18 protein-coding genes are annotated in these 20,240 nt (G+C 63.0%); 1 reads left to right on the forward strand and 17 read right to left on the reverse strand.

What is annotated here, in order from left to right:
- Nucleotides 1-19: 19 nt before the first annotated feature.
- The 9 genes from TM49_RS02635 to TM49_RS02675 form a co-directional block, all read right to left on the reverse strand.
- The gene (locus tag TM49_RS02635; RefSeq protein ID WP_144409458.1) at nucleotides 20-1,855 is read right to left on the reverse strand and encodes a chloride channel protein; all 1,836 of its coding nucleotides are present in this window, start codon (nucleotides 1,853-1,855) and stop codon (nucleotides 20-22) included.
- A gap of 139 nt (nucleotides 1,856-1,994) precedes the next feature.
- A complete protein-coding gene (locus TM49_RS02640) occupies nucleotides 1,995-3,680 on the reverse strand; it encodes a glycoside hydrolase family 3 protein (protein ID WP_045679420.1) in 1,686 nt (561 codons plus the stop codon).
- 87 nt (nucleotides 3,681-3,767) lie between these two features.
- The gene (locus TM49_RS02645) at nucleotides 3,768-5,696 is read right to left on the reverse strand and encodes a glycoside hydrolase family 127 protein (protein WP_045679421.1); all 1,929 of its coding nucleotides are present in this window, start codon (nucleotides 5,694-5,696) and stop codon (nucleotides 3,768-3,770) included.
- 38 nt (nucleotides 5,697-5,734) lie between these two features.
- Nucleotides 5,735-6,796 (reverse strand): ABC transporter ATP-binding protein, encoded by a 1,062-nt coding sequence (locus tag TM49_RS02650; protein ID WP_045679422.1) that lies wholly within the window; start codon nucleotides 6,794-6,796, stop codon nucleotides 5,735-5,737.
- Nucleotides 6,793-7,617, reverse strand: a complete 825-nt coding sequence (locus tag TM49_RS02655; RefSeq protein WP_045679423.1) for a carbohydrate ABC transporter permease — start codon at nucleotides 7,615-7,617, stop codon at nucleotides 6,793-6,795. The genes TM49_RS02650 and TM49_RS02655 overlap by 4 nt, the downstream gene beginning before the upstream one ends.
- On the reverse strand, nucleotides 7,614-8,513 hold the full coding sequence (locus tag TM49_RS02660; RefSeq protein ID WP_045679424.1) for a carbohydrate ABC transporter permease: 900 nt from the start codon (nucleotides 8,511-8,513) through the stop codon (nucleotides 7,614-7,616). The genes TM49_RS02655 and TM49_RS02660 overlap by 4 nt, the downstream gene beginning before the upstream one ends.
- 67 nt (nucleotides 8,514-8,580) lie before the next feature.
- A complete protein-coding gene (locus tag TM49_RS02665) occupies nucleotides 8,581-9,810 on the reverse strand; it encodes an ABC transporter substrate-binding protein (RefSeq protein ID WP_045679425.1) in 1,230 nt (409 codons plus the stop codon).
- Nucleotides 9,811-9,954: 144 nt separating this feature from the next.
- Nucleotides 9,955-10,890, reverse strand: a complete 936-nt coding sequence (locus TM49_RS02670) for a sugar phosphate isomerase/epimerase family protein (protein ID WP_045684652.1) — start codon at nucleotides 10,888-10,890, stop codon at nucleotides 9,955-9,957.
- Between the two features lie 2 nt (nucleotides 10,891-10,892).
- Nucleotides 10,893-11,933: a Gfo/Idh/MocA family protein gene (locus TM49_RS02675; protein ID WP_082074589.1), complete on the reverse strand. Its 1,041-nt coding sequence runs from the start codon at nucleotides 11,931-11,933 to the stop codon at nucleotides 10,893-10,895.
- Nucleotides 11,934-12,088: 155 nt separating this feature from the next.
- Between TM49_RS02675 and TM49_RS02680 the strand changes: the two genes are divergently transcribed.
- On the forward strand, nucleotides 12,089-13,126 hold the full coding sequence (locus TM49_RS02680) for a substrate-binding domain-containing protein (RefSeq protein WP_045679427.1): 1,038 nt from the start codon (nucleotides 12,089-12,091) through the stop codon (nucleotides 13,124-13,126).
- Here TM49_RS02680 and TM49_RS24025 read toward each other — a convergent pair.
- The 8 genes from TM49_RS24025 to TM49_RS02715 form a co-directional block, all read right to left on the reverse strand.
- Nucleotides 13,045-13,392: an AraC family transcriptional regulator gene (locus TM49_RS24025; protein ID WP_082074590.1), complete on the reverse strand. Its 348-nt coding sequence runs from the start codon at nucleotides 13,390-13,392 to the stop codon at nucleotides 13,045-13,047. The genes TM49_RS02680 and TM49_RS24025 overlap by 82 nt on opposite strands.
- 68 nt (nucleotides 13,393-13,460) lie before the next feature.
- Complete coding sequence (locus tag TM49_RS02685) at nucleotides 13,461-14,675, reverse strand: MFS transporter (protein WP_045679428.1); 1,215 nt, start codon at nucleotides 14,673-14,675, stop codon at nucleotides 13,461-13,463.
- A 244-nt stretch (nucleotides 14,676-14,919) separates the two neighbouring features.
- Nucleotides 14,920-15,846 (reverse strand): isoaspartyl peptidase/L-asparaginase family protein, encoded by a 927-nt coding sequence (locus TM49_RS02690; RefSeq protein ID WP_045679429.1) that lies wholly within the window; start codon nucleotides 15,844-15,846, stop codon nucleotides 14,920-14,922.
- Between the two features lie 2 nt (nucleotides 15,847-15,848).
- Nucleotides 15,849-16,742 (reverse strand): polysaccharide deacetylase family protein, encoded by an 894-nt coding sequence (locus TM49_RS02695; RefSeq protein ID WP_045679430.1) that lies wholly within the window; start codon nucleotides 16,740-16,742, stop codon nucleotides 15,849-15,851.
- Entirely contained in the window at nucleotides 16,739-17,491 is a 753-nt protein-coding gene (locus tag TM49_RS02700; RefSeq protein ID WP_045679431.1) for an SDR family NAD(P)-dependent oxidoreductase, read from the reverse strand. The genes TM49_RS02695 and TM49_RS02700 overlap by 4 nt, the downstream gene beginning before the upstream one ends.
- Nucleotides 17,482-18,501 carry a ketopantoate reductase family protein gene (locus tag TM49_RS02705; RefSeq protein ID WP_045679432.1) on the reverse strand — a complete coding sequence of 340 codons (1,020 nt, stop codon included), beginning with the start codon at nucleotides 18,499-18,501 and terminating at the stop codon, nucleotides 17,482-17,484. Before TM49_RS02705 ends, TM49_RS02700 begins: the two co-directional genes overlap by 10 nt.
- Nucleotides 18,498-19,199 (reverse strand): creatininase family protein, encoded by a 702-nt coding sequence (locus tag TM49_RS02710; RefSeq protein WP_045679433.1) that lies wholly within the window; start codon nucleotides 19,197-19,199, stop codon nucleotides 18,498-18,500. The genes TM49_RS02705 and TM49_RS02710 overlap by 4 nt, the downstream gene beginning before the upstream one ends.
- Complete coding sequence (locus TM49_RS02715) at nucleotides 19,171-20,196, reverse strand: GntR family transcriptional regulator (protein WP_045679434.1); 1,026 nt, start codon at nucleotides 20,194-20,196, stop codon at nucleotides 19,171-19,173. The genes TM49_RS02710 and TM49_RS02715 overlap by 29 nt, the downstream gene beginning before the upstream one ends.
- Nucleotides 20,197-20,240 lie beyond the last annotated feature (44 nt).

Raw genomic sequence — 20,240 nt, forward strand, 5'->3', positions numbered from 1 at the left:
AACGATCGCTCGGAAGGCCTCAACGCCGGCCGGGCGGCCTTCGGTCAACGCCGCTCATGTCCATCCTGACCTTGTCCAGCTCTTCCGCATAACGGCGCAGCAGATAGCTCTCGCTCAGCATGCCGAGCACCTGGTTGGAGGACCGGTCGGTGACGACGGCGAGCGCATCGGAGGAGCGATCCTCGAACAGCTGGGCGGCCTGCCGCGCGCTCATTTCCGGCGTCAGCGCAGCGTCCTTCAGTGCCAGGAACTCGTCAAGCGGACGGTCCAGCATCTCCGCATCGAGCGCATAGATCTCCGGCATCAGCGCCATGCCGACATAGGCACCGGCATCATCGACGACCACGACCTGCTTGGAGGCACCGAGCGGAAAATCGCGCTGGAAGGTCCTGACGGTGATACCGGAGCGGGCAGTGCGGATGTCGCGGCGCATCATCCGCCCGACGGTGAGCGAACGGATGAGGCCGATATCATGCGCGCTGCGGATCGTTTCGCCGCGCTGGTGGAAGCGCCATGTAGCGAAGGAGTAGCCGAAGAACTGACGGATGAGCACGGAGGAGACGGCGGCAACCGCCAGCATGGTGATGGCGAGCGACAGAGAGCCGGTGTCCTCCAGCGTCAGGAACACCATGGTCAACGGCCCGCCGACGACGGCCGCGGCAAGCCCGGTCATGCCGGCAAAGGCGGCAACCCGGCCATCTGCGACCATGCCGGGGGCGACAATCTCCAGCACGTGGAAATAGGCAAGGCCGATCAACGCACCGACGAACAGCGACGCAAAGAACAGGCCGCCCCGGAAACCGCTGCCGAGCGACACCGCCGAGGCCACCATCTTGGCGCCGATCATGAATACGAGCAGCCAGAGCGAGGCCGGCGGTTCCTCGAGGACGGCCTGCAACGCCCCATGGCCGGACGACAGCACGAAGGGCGTGAAGGCCACGGCAATGGCCAGCACGGCGCCGCCGACGAGCGGCCGGACCAGCGCCGGGATCCGTAGCCTGGTAAACAGTTTCTCGGTCTCGCTGACGAGAAGCATCAGGGCGACGCTGAAAAGCGCCGTCACGACGGCAAGCCCCATCAGGGCTGCAAAGGTGTTGACGTCGATCTGCGGCAGGGCGCCGAGCTGGTTGCCGTGGTAATCGGTCAGCCAGCCGGAGACGAAGGTGGCGGCGATGCTGGCCGCCATCACCGGCGCCAGCGCGGCGATCGAATAGGTGCCGATCACCAGTTCGAAGGCGTAGAAGGCGCCTGCGAGCGGCGCCTGAAAGGCTGCGGCAATCGCCGCGCCCGCACCACAGCCGAGCAGGAGTCGCATGTCCGAGCGGCGCGCATGCAGGAAGGCGCTCAGTTTCGAGCCGAAGGCACCGCCCATCTGCGCATAGGCGGCCTCAAGCCCGACGGATGCGCCGAAACCATTGGAGACCACCGTCTGCAGGGTGATGATCAGGCTGTCGTAGAACGAGAGATGTCCACCGTGCAGCGCATTGGCCTCGATCGGGTCGACCAGGCGGCGGCCGTTGCGCTTCACCAGCCAGGCGATGGGCACCAGAATGGCGCCGCCGACGAGCGGCACGAAGAGCGCCAGCTCTCCGAGCGAGCCGGACACGGCGCTCAGCCGCTCATCCCCGGAGAGACCGAAAAGCAGTTGCTGCAATCCATGCGCCGCGGAGGAAATCGCCGCCTGCGCCAGACCTGCCGCAACACCGATCATGGAGGCGATCGCCACCAGCCAGATCTCGCTGCGACGCACCAGCAGGCGCAACCGCAGCACCGGCGAGAGAAGGTGCATCCAGGCATTGGTGGTGCGGAGCGTCGAACGCAGGACGGGCGAATTCAAATCTGGCAGGAAAGACACGGAATTTCACTGAATTGAGGGGCCAAGGCTTTGCGGGCTGACGTCTATCAACCCCGGCCGGACCGATCCAATGAAAAGATGACTCCAAGCGATAACCAGTATTGATCGCCGTCAGTTCTCCGCCCCGACGAAGCCGCCATCAAAAACGGGCCTGCTCCTGTCCGCAGAAGGCATCGACCGGGCTTTTGCCCACAAACGGCTTCACGCCGGTCATGCAGTCCAGCACGGCAGCCTGCATCTCGTCGGAGGTCGCATAGGCATTGATGACGCTCGGCATGCGCGGCGCATCGTAGAGATAATAGGGATAGCCGAAGGAAACGAGCGCGGTCGGCACCTCATGCCAGGGCCGCTTCATCGCCATGCGGAAATCGCCCATCAGCCGCATCCAGTCGAGGAAGATGTGGCTGCGGGTGAGCAGCGTCTCTTCCGCGAGCAGATAAAGAACGAGATCGTATTCCTTCGGCTGCCAGGGATCGCCCGGCCTGTAGAGCGTCACGTCGAAGCCCCGCGCCCGCATCATCTCCGGCAGCGCAAGCGGCAGCGCGGCGCCGTGGATCGGCGAGATGATGCCGCCCGAGATGACCAGTACGCGGCGATGGGTTTCGGCGGAGAGCGGAAACAGGCCCGGCACGTCCTTCACCAGCGTCGGCGCACGCGCAAAGGCATCGGCGGCAATCGCCTTCGCCTCCGGCACCGCAAGCCGTGCAAGCCGAACGCTCACCGCTTCGGCTTCGCGAGTGGCCTTGTGCAGGCCGAGCGCCGCCTTCAGCCCCAGCACCCGTGTCAGTGCCTCGTCGAGACGGGCCTGGCTCAGGCTGCCATCGGCAAGGGCGGCGCGCACATGGGCAATGTCGCCGGTCAGGTCGCCGGTGAACAGCACCATGTCGCAGCCCGCCCTCAGCATTTCGACCTTGGCCGGGCCTGCCGCCATGTAGGACGTCGCCCCCGCCATTTCGGATGCATCCGACACGATGAGGCCGTTGAAACCGAGCCTTTCACGCAGAAGCTTCTGATTGAGCAGACGCGACAGCGATGCCGGCCGATAAAGCTCCTCCGGTCCCGCATCCGGCTCGACCGCCCGCACGAAGGCGGGCAGCGCGATATGCGCCGACATGACGGAGAGCACCCTATTGGCGATGCCCGCCCGGTAGAGCCTGCCGAAGGTTTTCTCCCAGTCTTCAAGCGACAGCGGGTTCACTGTCGTGACGAGATGCTGGTCGCGATCGTCATAGCCTTCGCCCGGCCAGTGCTTGAGGCAGGCGGCGATGCCGTGGTCCTGCAGCGCCTCGATCTGGACCATGGCGTGACGCAGGATCAGATCCGGATCGGCACCGAAGCCGCGGGTGGCGACAATCGCCGAGCGAAAGGCCGCGTTGATGTCGACGACCGGCGTGAACGACCAGTTGGTGCCGACGGCACGAGCTTCCCCGGCGAGCAGGGCATAGATGTCGCGGGTGAGTGCTGTGTCGTCCGCAGCGGCCAGCGCCAGCGGGTTCGGCACCTGGGTGCCGAAGGAAAACGACATGCGCGACCCTTCGAGATCGGCGGAGACGAGAAGCGGAATGGAGGCCTGACGCTGCAGGGTGTCAAGCAGGCCGATCTCGGCCGCGCCATCGTTCTGGAAGAAGCGGGTGACGCCGCCCGGCCGCAGCCGCGCGATCTCCTCTGCCCAGGGGGCCGCCGGCCCATGAAGACCGAGAATGAAGAGCTGGGCAATCTTGCCTTCGATATCGTCATCAAAGGTCGCGGCTTTTTCCCGCACCCAGCCGATCGCCTCGTCATCAAGGCTGAACGGCGGCTCTCTCAATATCTGCAACGGATCCATGCGCACCTCCCCATCGACGCTCCATCATTCCGGACCGTACCAGCTTCCGGCCGGCGGCAGCGGGTTTATTCTCGCGCCGGGGCCACTTCACGGCTCTCGCCGCAGCCAGACCAGCATTTCGCCGGGCGCACGATTGTCCCAGAGATAGTAGGGGATCGCCTTCAGGGATGCCGGCCGGCGCTCCGGTGGGCTTTCGGCATAGAGCCCTTCAGCCGGCTGGCTTTCGAAGAGCGCATCCAGCGACAGCCCGACAGCGCCGGGCAACCCGTCGATATCGGATGGCGTCATCCGCACGCCGTCTTTGATGACATAGGAATTGAGCGCTGCGGTATTGTCGGTTTCCTCCACGCAATAGACGAACGGCCCGCGCAGGATGGCCGCACGCCCCTGATCCGGCGCGACCTTCGGATGGGCATAGAGCAGTTCCGCTTCCATGGTGAGCTCAAGCGCGACCCGGTCGCCCGCATTCCACTGCCGCCGAATGCGCAGATATCCATTTTCCGGCTGCGCCACCAACGGCTCCCCGTTGATCGCGAGCGAAAAGCCCTTCGCCCAGCCCGGCACCCTGAGCGACAGGGTGAAGTCGACCGGCCGCTCGGGATCCAGCGTGAGCGCGATGCTGCCGTCATCGGGATAGCGTGTCGTAAGGCCGAGGTTCAGCCTTGTGCCCGCCACCTCCAGCTCGGCGTCGTTCTCGCAATAGAGATGCACCGCGACCTCGTCTTCCGCAACGCCATAGAAATAGGTGCCGATCGATGTGACGAGGCGGGCGATATTCGGCGGGCAGCACGGGCAGAAATGCCAGCGCCAGCGATGATGTGCACCGCGGCTTTCCAGCGGGTTGTCGTAGAAGAAATGCGTTCCGTCCTCGGATATGCCGGTCAGCGCGCCGTTATAGAGCGCCCTTTCCATGACATCGGCAAAGCGGGCATCCGGCGCGCGGCCGAGCATGCGGCTTGCCCAGAAGACAAGCGCCACCGACGCGCAGGTTTCCGCATAGGCCGTCGCATTCGGCAGGTCATAGTCGTAGGTCAGGCCCTCATTGTCCTTCGAGGGACCGAAGCCACCGGTCACATAGAGGTTCTTCTCCGTCAGGTGGCTCCAGATCGCCTCCAGCGCCGGATCGAGGCTCGGGTCGGAAAATTCCGTCGCGACATCCGCCATGCCGGCATAGAGATAGGCCGCGCGCACGGCATGGCCAACGATTTCGCGCTGCTCGCGCACCGGCTTGTGGGCCTGCGCGTATTCGTAGTTCTTGAAGTGGAAATCCTCAGGCTTCTCGCCGCGCGCGACCGCTTCCTGATCGAAGTAGTGCGGTTCTTGACCACGGGCGTCGACGAAGAATTTGGCGAGATCGAGATAGCGTTGCTCGCCCGTCACCCGGCCAAGCTTGATCAGCGCCAGTTCGAGTTCCGGATGGCCCGGATAGCCGTGCTTCTGATCCGCGTTCGGACCAAAGGTCCGGTCGATCAGATCGGCATAGCGGCAGAGCATGTCGAGGAACTTGCGCTTGCCGGTCGCCTGATAATAGGCGACGGCCGCCTCGATCATGTGGCCGGCATCGTAAAGCTCGTGCTGGTCGCGCAGATTGGCCCAGCGCGTGCCGGGCTCGATGCGCAGGAAGAACGAGTTGAGATAGCCGTCCTCCGCCTGAAGCCGGCCATAGGTATCAATCACCGCATCGATGCGCGCTTCGAGCGCAGCGTCGCGTTGGCGATAGAGCGCGTAAGCCGCCGTCTCGATGCTTTTGGCGAGGTCGGAATCCCAGAACATCTGGGTCGTGACCTTGCCACCCGGATGATAGGGAATGACGATGCCGGGGCTGGGCTTGTCCGGATCGATCTGCTCCAGCATGCCGGCTTCCACGCAGCGATCGAAAAGAAGCGCTGCGGTCTTGGTGGCGATGACGTCGATGCGCGGCCCGAAGAAGCCGCCGACCCGGACCTGGTTGACCGCGAGCGGCCGGAATTTCGACTTCGGCGTCAGGGCAGCCGGGTGTTGGGCATTGGTGTTCATGGAAAAGGCCTTTCCTGTTCGACCGGTCGAAGCCGGCCTCAGATACGCTGTTCCGTCTCTGCGTCGAAGACATGGACGAGTTCGGGATCGATGGTCAGTCCGATGACGTCGCCTTCCCGCACCCCTTCGCGCCCGCCTGAGACGACCGTAATCAGGTCATCGGGGCTTGAGAGATAGGTGACGGAGCCGGTGGATTCGGCCAGCCCGACCTTCATGTGCAGGGCAGCATCGTTCTTTGCTAGCTGCAGGTGTTCCGGTCTCAGCCCGAGCGTCACGCGTCGATTGGGCGCAAGCGTGTGCGACACCGCCAGCCGTTCGCCATTCAGCGCATCGAGCGACACCGACTTTCCGTCCTCGCACACCGTGCCGTCAACGAAATTCATCGCCGGCGAGCCGATGAAGCCGGCGACGAAACGGTTGACCGGCTGCTCGTAGAGTTCGAGCGGCCGGCCGCGCTGTTCGATCACGCCCTTGCGCATGACGACGACGTAGTCGGCCATGGTCATCGCCTCGATCTGGTCGTGGGTGACGTAAACGGAAGTGGCGCCGAGACGATTGTGGAGGGCGCGGATTTCCTTGCGCATCTGCACGCGCAGAGCGGCGTCGAGATTGGAGAGCGGCTCGTCGAAAAGGAAGGCGCGCGGATTGCGGATGATGGCGCGCCCCATGGCCACCCGCTGCCGCTGGCCACCGGAGAGTTCCCGCGGATAGCGATGCAGCAGTTCGCCGAGGCCGGTGGAGGCAGCGACCTCCTGCGCGCGCTTGTGCCGCTCGGCCTTCGCCACCTTCTTCCAGCGCAGCGAATAGGTCAGGTTCTGCTCCACCGTCATGTGCGGATAGAGCGCGTAGGACTGGAACACCATCGCCACATCCCGCTTTCTGGGCGGCATGTCGGAGACATCCTCGTCCTCGATCCTGATTTCGCCGGAGCTGATCGTTTCCAGCCCTGCCATGGAACGCAGCAATGTCGACTTGCCGCAGCCCGATGGCCCGACAAGCGCCACGAAACTGCCCTTCTCGATCTCGAGTTCGATATTCTTCAGCGCATGGAAGGCGCCATAATATTTCTCCAGACTGCGGATCGCGATCTGTGTGGTCATTTGAGGGCTCCCGAGGTGAGGCCGGAGACGATGCGGCGCTGCAGGATGACGAAGACGGCGAGGATCGGGGTCACGTAGATCGCCGAATAGGCCATGATCGAGTTCCAGTCCGACGAGTTCGGCCCGAGGAAGCTGCTGAGCCCGACGCTTGCCGGCTGCAGGAGCGGATCCTGGATGATGGATTTCGAATAGATGTATTCGCCGAACGACGTCATGAAGGTGAGGATGGCGCAGACGAGAATGCCGTTTCTGGCAAGCGGCAGCACCACGAAGAAGAAGGCGCCGACGCGGGAATTGCCGTCGACCAGCGCTGATTCCTCCAGTTCGCGCGGCACGTTCATGAAGGTTGCCCTGACGAGCACCACGAAGAACGGCATCGCCTTGGCGGCGGTCGCGATGACCACGGCAGTGCGCGGAAAGTTCAGAAGGCCGATCTGGTTGAAGCCGACGAACAACGGCGTGATCATCACCGAGGCCGGCAAAACCTGGAGCATCAGGATGAAGAACAGGCCGATATCGATCCAGATGCTGCGATAGCGAGCCAGAACATAGGCGCAGCCCGTGCCGAGCAACACCGTCACCGCCGTGACGCCGCTCGCGATGATCAGCGAGTTGGTCAGGTAGGTCGGCATGGTGCGCCGCGCCCAGACTTCCGGATAGATCGAAAACGCTGCATCACGGGGCCAGAAGGTCGGCGGGTTGGCGAAGATTTCCGAGCCGCCCTTCAGGCTGGTGACATACATCCAGTAGAGCGGAAACAGGTAAACCCCCGCCAGCACAAGCGCGATGGTGATATAGAGGCTGGTGTTTGACCGGGTCATCCGCGCACCTCATGACGGGTGGAGCGGACATAGATGATCGAGGCGAACAACACGATGACGAACAGCATCACCGAGATCGTCGCGCCCTTGGCGAAATCATAGAGCTTGAACGACATCTGCCACGACCAGAACTGCGCGACGTTCGAGGAATTGGCGGGTCCGCCCTCCGTCAGCGCCGGGAACAGGTCGAATTGCTGCAGTGTGCCGATCGTGCCGAGCGCCAGCACGGCGCCGATCGTCGAGCGCATCATCGGCAGCGTGATGGTGTAGAAACGCTCCCAGGCATTGGCGCCATCGAGCTCCGCCGCCTCGTAGATATCGCGCGGGATCGCGGCGAGACCGACGGACAGAAGCAGCATGTTGAAGGCAAGGCCGAGCCAGATATTGGCGATGACGACGGACCAGATCGAAAGGCTCGGATCGGATTTCCAGAACATCGGTGAATCGATGATGCCGATCCCCTTGAGGATCGCGTTCAGCACGCCGAAATCGCCAGCCAGGATCCAGCTCCAGATGGCGCCGACGACGAGGCCGGGCATCACCCACGACACCAGAAACAGGCCGCGAATGACCCTTGCGCCAGCGAAATCCTTGGCGAAGAACAGCGCCAGCGCGAAGCCGAGCGTGAACTGCCCCAGAATGGAAAAGAAGACGAAAATGAATGTGTTTTTCGCCACCAGCCAGAACTCGGGCTGACGATAGACGTCGATATAGTTCTGGAAGCCGGCGAAGGGTCGGATCAGCGCATTCAGCGTGAACATGTCGACCTGCTGGAAGCTCATCAGAACGTTATAGACCAGCGGCAGACCGGCGAGCAGAAACAGGAACAGAAGCGCGGCGCCAACGAGCGCCAGATCGAAGCCGATCCCGTCCCGCAGACTGGAAAGGGGTTTCATCGCAAGAATCTCCCGATCAGGATAGGAATGCGCCCGGCCAGGCTGATGCTGACCGGGCGCGGCAACATCAGTTGACGATCGTTTCGATCGTCGCCTGGGCCTGATCGAGCGCATCACGAGGCGACATCTGCCCGGTCAGCGCCGCCTGCTCGGCGTCGTAGATCGCCTTCGAGATCTTCTGCCAGTCCGGATGCGGGCCACGCGGCTGGGCATATTGCAGCTGATCGAGGAACACGGCGATCGCCTCGTCCTTCTTGGCGTTGCCGCTCGGCTTGATCTCGATATCGCTGCGCGGCGCGACGTAGCCGAACTCATCGTAAAGCCGGTCTGCCTGGGAATCGAAATATTCGAGCGCGCGGAACGCCTCGTCGGGGTGCTTGGTTGTGGACATGATGCCCCAGTCGAAGCCGCCCAGAGCGGATGAGCGGTCGCCGCCCTCTTCCAGCGTAGGCAGCAGGGTGACGCCCCAGTCGAAATCGGCGTCTTCCACCATCCGGTCGATTTCCCAGTTGCCCGAGACCGCCATCGCGGCATTGCCGGAGTTGAAGGTGCCGGTCGAATCCCACTGGCCGAGCGACAGCACGTCCTTGGAGACCCAGCCGTTGTCGATCATCTTCTTCCAGGTTTCCAGCATCTCGACGGCGCCGTCGGTGTTGACGTTCTTGAAGCTGCCACCGGACATCTGGATGATCGGCAGGAACTGGAACGTGCCTTCCTCACCGGCACGCGCCGAGAAGGTGGCGCCATAGACATTGTTTTCCGGATCGGTAAGCTTCTCGGCATCCTCGGCGAATTCGGCCCATGTCTGCGGCGGATGGTCGATGCCGGCCTTTTCGAACAGGTCCTTGTTGTAGAATACGGCGATGGTGTCGGTGTATTTCGGGATGCCGTAATACTTGCCGTCCCAGGTCACCGAATTGAGCGGCCCCTCGAAGAAGTTGTCAGCGTTGATGATATCCGAATTGGCGATCCGGTCGGTGATGTCGAGCATCGCACCGCGCGACGAGAACAGCGCGAAATCCGGATTGTCGAGCGAGACGATGTCCGGCGCGTTGCCGGTGGCATAGGCCCTCAGCGTCTCGTTGACGAGGTCGTCGAAGGGCAGATAGCGATATTCGATGGTGATGTCGTCGTTCATCTCATCGAATTCCTTCGAGAAGGTGTCGGCGATACCGGGCCGGTCATCGCCGTCGATGGACCAGACCTTGAGTGTCACCGGATCGGCGAAGGCGGAATTCGCAAAGCCGATGCCGCCCAGTGCGACACAGGCAAGCAGGCTCAATCTGAAGTTCTTCATGCTTTCCTCCCATAGCAATGTTGCCAAAGACCGGCTGAAGCCTGCATGGCTTCAGCGGTTTCCGGACGGCTCCTCTACCTTCCATCCGGAAATTCTGGTGTTGCCGGCCGCCAGGTTCAGGCGGTCGGCAGGCCTGACGCCAGGTCAGGCCAGCGACGGATCGCCGCCGGCATAGGCTGCGCTCTCGGCGATGAATTCGTGACCGCCACGCGCCGCCTTCAGATGATTCAGCGCCATCACCTGGCCCGTCATTTCGAGATCGCCGCGATAGACCGGATCGTGCCAGCCCTCGATGTCGATGGCGCCCGCGTAGCCTGCCAGGCGAAGCTCGGAGATGATGTCCGTCCAGTTGCTGTCGCCGAAGCCCGGCGTGCGCATGAACACGAATTTTTCCTTGCCGAAGACGCCGTGTTCGCGGATCACCTCCCAGCGGATCGTCGCATCCTTGCCGTGGACATGGAAGAACTTGTCAGCCCATTTGCGGATCTGCGGCATCGGGTCGATGAGATAGACCATCTGGTGGCAGGGTTCCCATTCGAGGCCGATATTGTCGTCCGGCGTTTCGTTGAACATCAGTTCCCAGGCATCAGGATTATGTGCGATATTCCAGTCGCCGGTCTGCCAGTTGCCGTCCATGGCGCAATTCTCGAAGGCGATCTTCACGCCCTTGTCAGCGGCGCGCCGGGCAAGTTCCGACCAGACCTCGCGGTAGCGCGGCAGGCTTTCGGTGAGCGGCTTGTTGCGGATGCGGCCTGTGAAGCCGGCAATGCAGGTCGCGCCGAAGTGATGGGCATTGTCGATGCAGTCCTTCCAGCCCTGAAGGGTCTGGCGGTCCATTTCCTCGTCTTCCAGCGGATTGCCGAACATGCCGAGCGTCGAGATCTCGATGTCCCGGTCGCCGACCGCATCGCGGCAGCGCTTGCCGAGTTCGGCAAGGTCCTGGCCATTGGTCGTCTGCCAGAAGAATGGCTCGAAGCTTTCGAAACCACGATCGGCAATGGCCGCGATATTCTCGGCGGCCTTGCCTTCCGTGGCCTGGATCATGGTGCCGATGCGGATGGACTTGAGGGGATTGGTCACGATCAATGTTCCTGTCTGGCAATGAGGACGCGCTGACGGGTCCTGGCGCTCTCGATGGCGGCAAACACCATTTCGAGGCTTCTGATGTTGTCGGTCCCGACGGTTTCAGGCGCGGTGCGCGCTTCGACCGCGTCAAGGAAGTGGGCAATCATGCTGGCGTGCCCGTGGGTTTGTGCCTCATCCGGCACTGGCGGCACGTCGACGGCGGCGAGCGGCCGGAAAAAGCCTTCGTCACCGGCAACCACATTGGCGGACAAGCCATCTTCGCCATCCCAGAGCAGCGTGCCCTTCGTGCCGATGATGCGCCAGGCCGATTCCCAGCTGGTGTTGGCCCCTTCGGCGCACCATGAACCGCGATAGGTGGCGACAATATCGTCGGAAAATTCAAAGATGGCATTGGCGGCAGCGTCATGCGCATACCAGGAGCCGGCCGGATTGGTTTCAAGGCAGTAGACAGCAAGCGGATCGGCGCCCAGCATGAAGCGCGCCGCATCGAAGGTGTGGATGGCCATGTCGAGCAGCAGGACATGCTCCATCTCGTCGCGGAACCCGCCGAAATGGGCGCCGATGAAGAAATCGCAATGCAGCCCGGTGATCTGGCCGAGCGCGCCGCTCTCGACCATGGCGCGGATGCGACGGACGCCGGCATTGAAGCGGCGGTTCTGCACCACGGCGTGAATGCGCCCTGCCCTTTCGGTTGCGGCGTTGATGGCGCGGGCATCCTCAAGCGAAGCCGCCATCGGCTTTTCCGTCAGCACGTCGCAACCATGCCCGAGCGCCGTCTCGACGATTGCCCGGCGTGCGGCCGGTATCGCCACGTCGAAGACGAGATCGACGTCATGCGCATCGAGAAACGTCGCAAGGTTGTCTGAAATTTCAGCATCCGAAAGCGCGAAGGCGTCACGCAGCGCTTCGGCGGCCGATGTGTTGGTATCGATGAGGCCTGTGATTTTGACGCGCCCCCGGTTCATGGGCGCATCAAGGGCCTTCAGCCAGCCTGCAGCCATATTGCCGCAGCCGACCAGGACGGCAGTCTTGGTCAAGTTACTCTCCTCCCCAGGAGTATACTTATACTTTTATTGTGCAGCGCGGAAACAAGACCTCCATCTTGTCCGCAGCACACTCCGTAAGCGCTTACGACGCTAGTATTAAAACTTGTTTTGTGTCAATAGCCGAATGGGAAGATGGGGAGAATTGAATGAAAGGCATTGCGCAGCTGGCCCAGCAATTGGGGATTTCCACGGGCACGGTATCGCGCGCGTTGAACGGCAAACCGGATGTAAACGCGGAAACCAGACGCCGGGTTCTCGAGGCAGCACGCAGCCAGGGCTATGCGCCGAACCATGCTGCGCGCGCCCTGGCGCAGGGCGCGACCCATCAGGTGGGCTTCATGATCCAGCTTGCGCCGGAGAACGCCTCGAGCAATGACTACTTCTTCATGGGCGTGTTTGACGCGATGCAGCGGGTGCTCGACAAACACGAGCTCGATCTGCTGGTCTTGCCCTGCCCCAGCCATCAGGACCACTACACCTATTTGCAGCGTTTCGTATCCCGCAGTGCGGTGGACGGCATGATCCTCGCCTCGACGATGCGCACCGATCCGCGCATCACGCTGATGCAGTCCTCGGGCATTCCCTTCGTAACGCTGGGGCGCAGTTCCACCGGCAGCGGCTACTCCTGGATCGACCTTGATTTCGAGACCGCCGTCGAAACCGCGATCGACCGCTTCGTCGCCCGCGGCCATCGCCGCATCGCCCTGACCCTGCCGGATGGGGAGATCAATTTCGGCAGTGTCGTGCATCAATCCTACAGGCAGGCGCTCGCCCGTCACGGACTGGAATATGACGAGCAACTGGTGCTGACGACCCATCGGCGGGAAGACGATGGCGATGGCGTTGTCGACAGGCTGCTGGCGCTTTCCGCGCCGCCAACCGCCATTTTCCTGATGTACGAGTTGACGGCGATCGGCATCTATCGGCGGCTGCGCGAACGCGGCCTTGAGCCCGGCAGGGACCTCGCGATCATCAGCTTCCGCGACGAGCCGACGATCCGCTTCATCGAGCCCTCCCTGACCTGCTTCCACATCTCGCTCGATGACGTCGGGATCGCGCTGGCGCACGCACTGCTCGCCCAGATCCCGCAATTTTCCAAGGCCTATCCCGGCGGTATCATCGGCAAGCGACCGCCGGTAACGCTCGTCGCCGGCCGCAGCGACGCCTGCGACCCGCCCGCCTGATGTTGGGCCCGGCATCGCTGACGGTGACGATTGCGGCGGCGAAGCGAACCCGACCTATACGCCGCGAATGATCCCGCCATGGCGGAGCTGAGCCGCCACGTTGCTTCGCGCCGCGCTGCCGGTTCACCGACCGCAGGCCGAGAGGCAGAGCCTCCCTCGACCCGCGTGGAAAAGCGCTCGCGATAGTCGCTCGGCGTCACGCCCTGCAATGCCCTGAAGCGGCGCGAGAAATAGGAGGAATCGCGGTAGCCGAGCCGGAGGCCGATCTCCGGCGCTCCTTTATCTCAAGAGAAAGCACAGAAATTACAAGACAAGCATTTCGCAGTCGGTGACGTCACCTTCGGGCAATCGCCGCGAGCCACAGGAAAGCCACGAGCGTGATCAGTGCCACGACGAGGAGAAGCGCGACCGCTGCCGTCGGTCCGAGCCGCCCCTCGACCAGAATGACGGCGAAGGGCGCCGCTGCCGCGACCACCAGCCGGACAAAAGAAAGATTGCCGGTGAGCGCGCCATAGCCGGCGGCACCGAAGAACTGCAACGGAATGGTGCCGCGGATGATCGAGGCGAGCCCCTGACCGACGCCATAGAAAAGCCCGAAGGCAAGCGCCAGCGATACGACAGGCGAGAGGACAGCAAGGAGAAGAAGGGCGATGCCGAGTGCCGTCGCCACGCTGGCGATCAGGGCCGTCGTCACGGGCGCCACGCTTCCATGGCGCATCAGTTCCCCGATCCGGCCGAGTACCTGGGCGGGGCCGATCACCGCGCCGGCAAGTGCCGCCGTGCCGCTGGAAAAGCCGATCCCGCCGAGAAGCACGACGAGCGAGGCGGAAATGCCTGAAAACAGGAAGCCGGTTCCGGCAAAGGCGACCGCCATGATTGCCAGGATGAGCAGCCGTTCGCGCCCTGCCGGAACCGGCATCGCAGAAGTCGACGCTTTGGCCGTTTCTGCCAGCGGGGAAGAAGGTTCCTCCGCTGCCGCCGGTCGCCCGCGCAACAGCACAAGGTGGATCGGAAAGGCGATGAGGAGGTTGACGAGCGCCAGCACCAGATAGACCGCCCGCCAGCTCGCAAAGCCGAGCATCCATTCGATCACCGGCCAGAACAGGGTGGAGGCGAAGCCGGCGATCAGCGTGACGGTGGTGATTTGCCTCCGTGCCGCAGCGCCGAAATGAACGGCAAGCGCGGCAAAGCCCGCCTCATACTGAACCGCTATCGAAACCGTGGTGATCAGGATCGTGACAACGCCGAACTGCAATGCCGATTGCGTGAGCGCGGCGAGCGCCAGAAGCAGGGCGGCCAGAAGCGAGCCCGTCGCCATGACCACGCGCGGTCCATAGCGATCGAGAACCCGCCCGCAGACCGGCGCGGCCAGCGCCTCCAGAAACAGACCGAGCGACAGCGCGCCGAAGATGAAGCTCTGGCTCCAGCCTTCCGCCGCAGCCGCGGCTGGCGCCAGCAGCGAAAAGGAATAGAACAGCGCGCCGTAACCGATCAGCATCGAAACGCCGAGGCCGAGGGTCAGAGCGGGCAGGCTTTTGAGGGAGATCATGAAACTCTTGCTGTGGGTTCGCACCTGCCGCGACGCTGCCAGCAAAGCCGACCAAAGGAAAGGGGCATAACACCCCTCTGCCTGACAAAACTCGCTTCAGCCCATGTGTTATGTCGGGGCTGTCCCGCATGAGGGCGGAGGGACTTCGACAAAGCGCTGCCCGCAATCATCTGGTTCTGGCTGCCGCGACAGGTGCAGGACATCGCCGCAACGATATCCTCCTGCCGGAACCGCTGCTGCGGGCCTACGAACGATAGATCGCCGTCACGGCCTCCTCGCCGGCGCGAACGAACCCTCGATACATGCCTTCCGAATTGAACGGCAGGGCAATGTTGCCGTCGCGGTCAACCGCGATGACGCCGCCGGAGCCGTCGTTTTCGCCGAGATCGACCATCACCACATGGCACGCGGCCTCTTCGAGGCTCTCGCCCTTGTAACGCATGCGGGCAGCGATCTCGGACGCCGCCGTCCAGCGGATGAATATCTCGCCGTGGCCCGTGCCGGACACCGCGCAGGTGGCATTGTCGGCATAGGTGCCGGCGCCGATCATCGGCGTGTCGCCAATGCGGCCCTTGGCCTTGCCGGTCCAGCCGCCGGTGGAGGTGGCGGCCGCCAGGTTGCCGTCCTTGTCGCAGGCCACCGCACCGACCGTGCCGTGGCGGCGCGCCGGGTCGGCATCATCCTCGCCCTTGGCCTTCATCTTCAGCGTTTCCTGGAGCGCGTCCCAGCGGGCTTGTGTGAAAAAATAGTCCTTGTCGGCGAATTCGACGCCGGCTTTGCGGGCAATTTCCAGAGCATTCGGCCCGGTCATGCAGACATGAACCGTATGCTCCATCACCGCACGTGCCGCCAGAACCGGGTTCTTCGGGCCGAAAATGCTGGCGATCGTGCCAGCCTTCCGGTCGCGTCCGTCCATGACGGCGGCATCCATTTCCTGCTCGCCGTGATCGGTGAACACAGCACCACGCCCGGCATTGAAGAGCGGCTCGTCTTCCAGCGCGCAGACGGCGGCCGTCACCGCATCAAGCGCCGCCCCGCCATCCTTCAGCACGGCTTCACCTGCTTCCAGCGCCCGGCGAAGGCCTGCGTGATAGGCCGCTTCCTTTTCCGGCGTCATCTTCGATTTCAAAATGGTTCCGGCCCCGCCATGGACCGCGAGAGAATAACGCATGTCTACTCCTTCAGCCCGGCTTCGGTAGCGCAGTAGCGGGCGATATCGGCATGGGTGGCAATCCAGCAATCACCCTTTGACGTGATATGCGACAGAAGCTCTTCCAGAATGAAAATCCGCGAACGATAGCCGGTGATGTGCGGGTGCATGGTCAGAAGGAACATGCCGCCCTCTTCATAGGCGCCGTCGAATTCGCGACGGAAGATATCGAGCACATCGGTTGGCGGCGTATAGGGTCGCTGCGCGCCGAAACGGTTCATCATGAAATAGACCGCATCATCGCGGATCCATTCGACCGGCAGCTCGACGATGCCTGTGCGCTCGCCATTGTCGAGGATCTCGTAAGGATCGTCATCGGCAAAAAGCGAACTGTCGTAGACGAGACCGAGTTCGCGCGCGATCTTCAGCGTCGCATCGGAGTAGTCCCATGACGGCGTGCGCATGCCAACGGGGCGGGTGCCGGTGATCTTCTCCAGCGTATCGGCGGAGCGCAGCATCAGTTCGCGCTCCTTATCGGCGGGCACCTGCGCATTGCGTTCGTGGATCCAGCCGTGAAGCGCGATCTCGTGACCATCCTCGGCCAGCGATTTCTGTTCTTCCGGGTGCAGCAGCGCGGAGACGGCGGGCACGAAGAAACTGACCTTTGCGCCGTAACGGTCAAGCACCTTGCGGATGCGCGGGATGCCGCACCTTGCACCAAACTCGCCCCAGCTGAGGCGGGCGGGGGATTCCCCGCCATCGCGCAACTCGTTGGTTTCGTGGTCGCTGTCGAAGCTGAGCGCCACCGCGCAGCGCGCGCCGCCGGGCCAGGCCTTCGGCAGCAGGCTCTTGCCCGCGCGCACCTGATTGACCCGGCCGCGCCAGGTCGCCTCGTCCCATTCATAGGGTTCGCTCATGCATGGCCTCCATCGACCGAAAGAATTTGTCCGCTGATCCAGCCCGCTTGCGGCGAGGCCAGAAAGGTGACGGCGTTTGCGATATCGGCCGGCGCACCAAGGCGGCGCATGTGTATTCCGCCGATGACGGCCTTCTGCCGCTCTTCCCCAAAGGCTGCCCACTGCTTTTCCGTGGACGGATTGGAAAGGATGAAACCGGGCGCCACGGAATTGACCGTGATGCCGAAGGGGCCGAGCTCGAGCGCAAGCTGTTTCGTCAGCCCGACAAGCGCGTGCTTGGCGCTGGCATAGGCCTGAATGCCGGTCAGGCTCGGACGAAGGCCCGCACCTGAGGAGATGGTGATAATCCGGCCTTCTCCGCGCGCCTTCATATCGGGCGCCGCAGCCTGCGCGCACCACATGGCGGCGTCGACATTGGCCTGAAAGATCACGCGCCAGTCATCCTCGCCGATCTCTTCGATCGGACGCCCCGCCTGCCCGCGCACACCACCGGCTGATGTGACAAGCCCGTCGATACGGCCATACTGTGAAAGCACCGTCTGGATTGCCGCATGCGCGCCCTCGCGCGAGCCAAGATCGGCCTGATGCAGGCTGATGCCATCACCAAGAAGCGGTTTCATGCCATCGCCGTCGATATCGATGGCGGCGACAGCAGCGCCAGACGCCTTGAGCTGGCGGGCGATGGCCGCGCCGATACCCTGCGCCGCACCGGTTACGGCAAACACCTTGCTGGAAAGATCTAGCTGCACAGCGGCACCATCTCATCAACAAGGGCCGCCGATTGCTCGCGCTTGCCGTCCTCGATGTCATGAATGAGGTCGACCATCTTCGCGAGGGCGGGAACGGCAAGACCATGCGAGGCGGCAAGCGGGATCATCGTGCCGATCTGCGCATCCACTTCCGTCTTGCGCTTGCGCACGGCAAGGTCGCGCCAGATGCCGGAATGGGTCTTGGCCGTCTTGCGGTTATGAGCCACCATCTTGTCGAGCGCCGCCTGCATACCTTCGGGATCAGCCGCCAGAAAGGCCGCCGGATCAAAACCGTTGAAGCCGAGCGGGCTTGCGCCCTCGGCCTCGGCCAGTTTCATCACCTCATGACCGAGCTTCTCGTAGACGACGCGATGTTTCGGCCGCGCCATCGCATCCGACATGGAATCCGGCGTCAGTGCCGTACAGAACAGCAGTGAGCCATAGCCCATCTTGCCCCAGAGATAGCCCCAGATATTGTCGGTCGCCACGGCATCCGGCTCGACCAGCGACAGGAGCCTGTGCACCTCGCCAACGCGCGGCGTCATCCGGCCATCAAGTTCGCCGACGGCAACGGCAGCGCGGTTGCCATAAAGAATGCGGCCCGGCTCCAGCCAGTCTGCGCCATAATTGACGAAGCAACCGACGGTGTTTTCGGCGCCGATCTTTTCGGCGATCACCTTTTCATTGAGACCATTCTGGGCGGAAACGACATAGCCGCCTTCCGCCAGATGCGGGATGAGCATGTCGAGCGCTTGTTGCGTATGATGCGCCTTGACCGCCAGAAACACGCGATCGAACTGCCCTTCAAGTTCATCCGGCGTGCTCGCCGGCAGGACCTGCGTGAATTCCTCCACCGGGCCTTCGATCTTCAGGCCGGTGGTGCGTATCGCCTCGACATGTTCAGGCACGATATCGACCATGTGCACATCATGGCCGGCGCGGGCGAAATAGGCACCGAGAACGCCGCCGATCGCGCCGGCGCCCCAGATCAGGATTGGCGAATTGCTCATGCCCAGTCACCCTCGATCAGGGCGCGGGTCTCCTCGACAGCCACGGACCAGACCCGGTCCATGTCTTCATCGGGGCGCTGGTAGAGACCGCCATAATTGCCATCGCCGATCAGCGCGCGAACGCCAGCGGCATTGCGATCGCGCAGGCGGTCGAAATCGACATAGGGCTTCTGCTCGGCCGGCATTTTGCGGCCCGGCAGGCGCGTCCAGGCAAAATTCTCCATCCAGCTGGCGTGGCTGGCGATGGGATCGATCTCGCGCACCGTGGCAAACGTCTTTGGCGCCCGCCACCAGTCATGGAAGCGGCAGCGCGCGCCTTCGTGACGTTCCATCCATTCCATCGTCACCGGCTGCACCGGCGTGTTGCCGCCATGGCCGTTGACGATCAGGATACGGCGGAAGCCGGTCGCATAAAGGCTGTCGAGAATGTCTGATATCAGCGCTGCATAGGTCGAGAGCTTCAGCGTGACGCTGCCCGGAAAAGCCATGAAATAGGGCGTCAGCCCATAGGCGACGGCCGGAAACACTGGAACGCCGAGGGGCTCGGCGGCATCGGCCGCGACCTTTTCGGACAGGATGCTGTCGACCGACAGGCTGAGCCAGGCATGCTGCTCGGTGCTGCCCAATGGCAGGACACAGCGGTCATCCGTCTTCAGATATTCCTCGACCTCAAACCAGTTGCTTTCGGAAATTTTCAACGTTGCCCCTCCGTTTTTTCAGGATTTTTGTTCTGTAGGCCTCGATCGTGGGAAGCAGTTCCTTCCGCACGGCGTGGATATCGGGTGTGTGACGGTATTCGAATGCATGCTGGTCGGGTCGGAGCGTTTCGATGAGATAGTCGGCACCGGTGGCATAAACCAGCACGTCGGCAGCGGCGATGGCGGCTTCCACACCTGCCTCGCCGCGTACCACGATCTGCAATTCGGTGATGTGCGGCCCGAAGCGGCGGATGCCAGCCTTCATGATGGTGACGAATGTATCGAAATAGGAGTAGCCGACGACGCGCGCATCGGTCGCAAGCGAGGCAAGCGCGACCCGCGTTGCCTCATCGGGAATGAGGGTGACGCCGGTAATCGGCGTATCGGTGAAATGTGCCTTTGCCGGCTCCAGAAGGCTGCGCGGCGAGATGACGAGATCGACCTGTTGCGGGTCGATGCTGGCGAGATCATCCATGGTGCCGATCGACAGGAGATCGCCTGCAGCCAGATGCGGACGCAGCGCCCTTGCGTAGGCTTCCGTCGCCTCGACGAAATTGCCGAGAATGAGAAGCCGCATGTTGACGTGCGTCTGACGCGACATCATCGAGACCCGCGTGGCAAGCTCGGTCGGATTGACCCCGCATTCACGGGCCAGTTCAACCAGTTCGACAATCTTCGCATCAAGTTCGCGCAGCCGGCCGGCATTGGCGGAAAGCGATATGCTCTTCACGAACGTGCCCGAGCCCACCCGGCCTTCGATATTGCCGACGTCCTGCAGGGCCGCATAGACTGTGCTGACGGTCACCGGCGATATGCCAAGCCGGGTGGCAAGCGCGCGCACCGATGGCAGCCGGGCGCCGGAGGGCAGATCGCCGGAGGCGATGCCGAACTCCAGCGCGCCGCGCAACTGCACGGAAACCGGGACCGTGGATGAACGGTCGATGGCCTCGATGATGCGATCCATGGCCTGATCGAATTGCGCCTGCGTATCTGTCATAGTGTTATAATGGATAAAAACACTCTGGCTGCCAAGCCACCAAA

The organism is Martelella endophytica (assembly GCF_000960975.1).
In the GTDB taxonomy this organism is placed as follows: Bacteria; Pseudomonadota; Alphaproteobacteria; order Rhizobiales; family Rhizobiaceae; genus Martelella; species Martelella endophytica.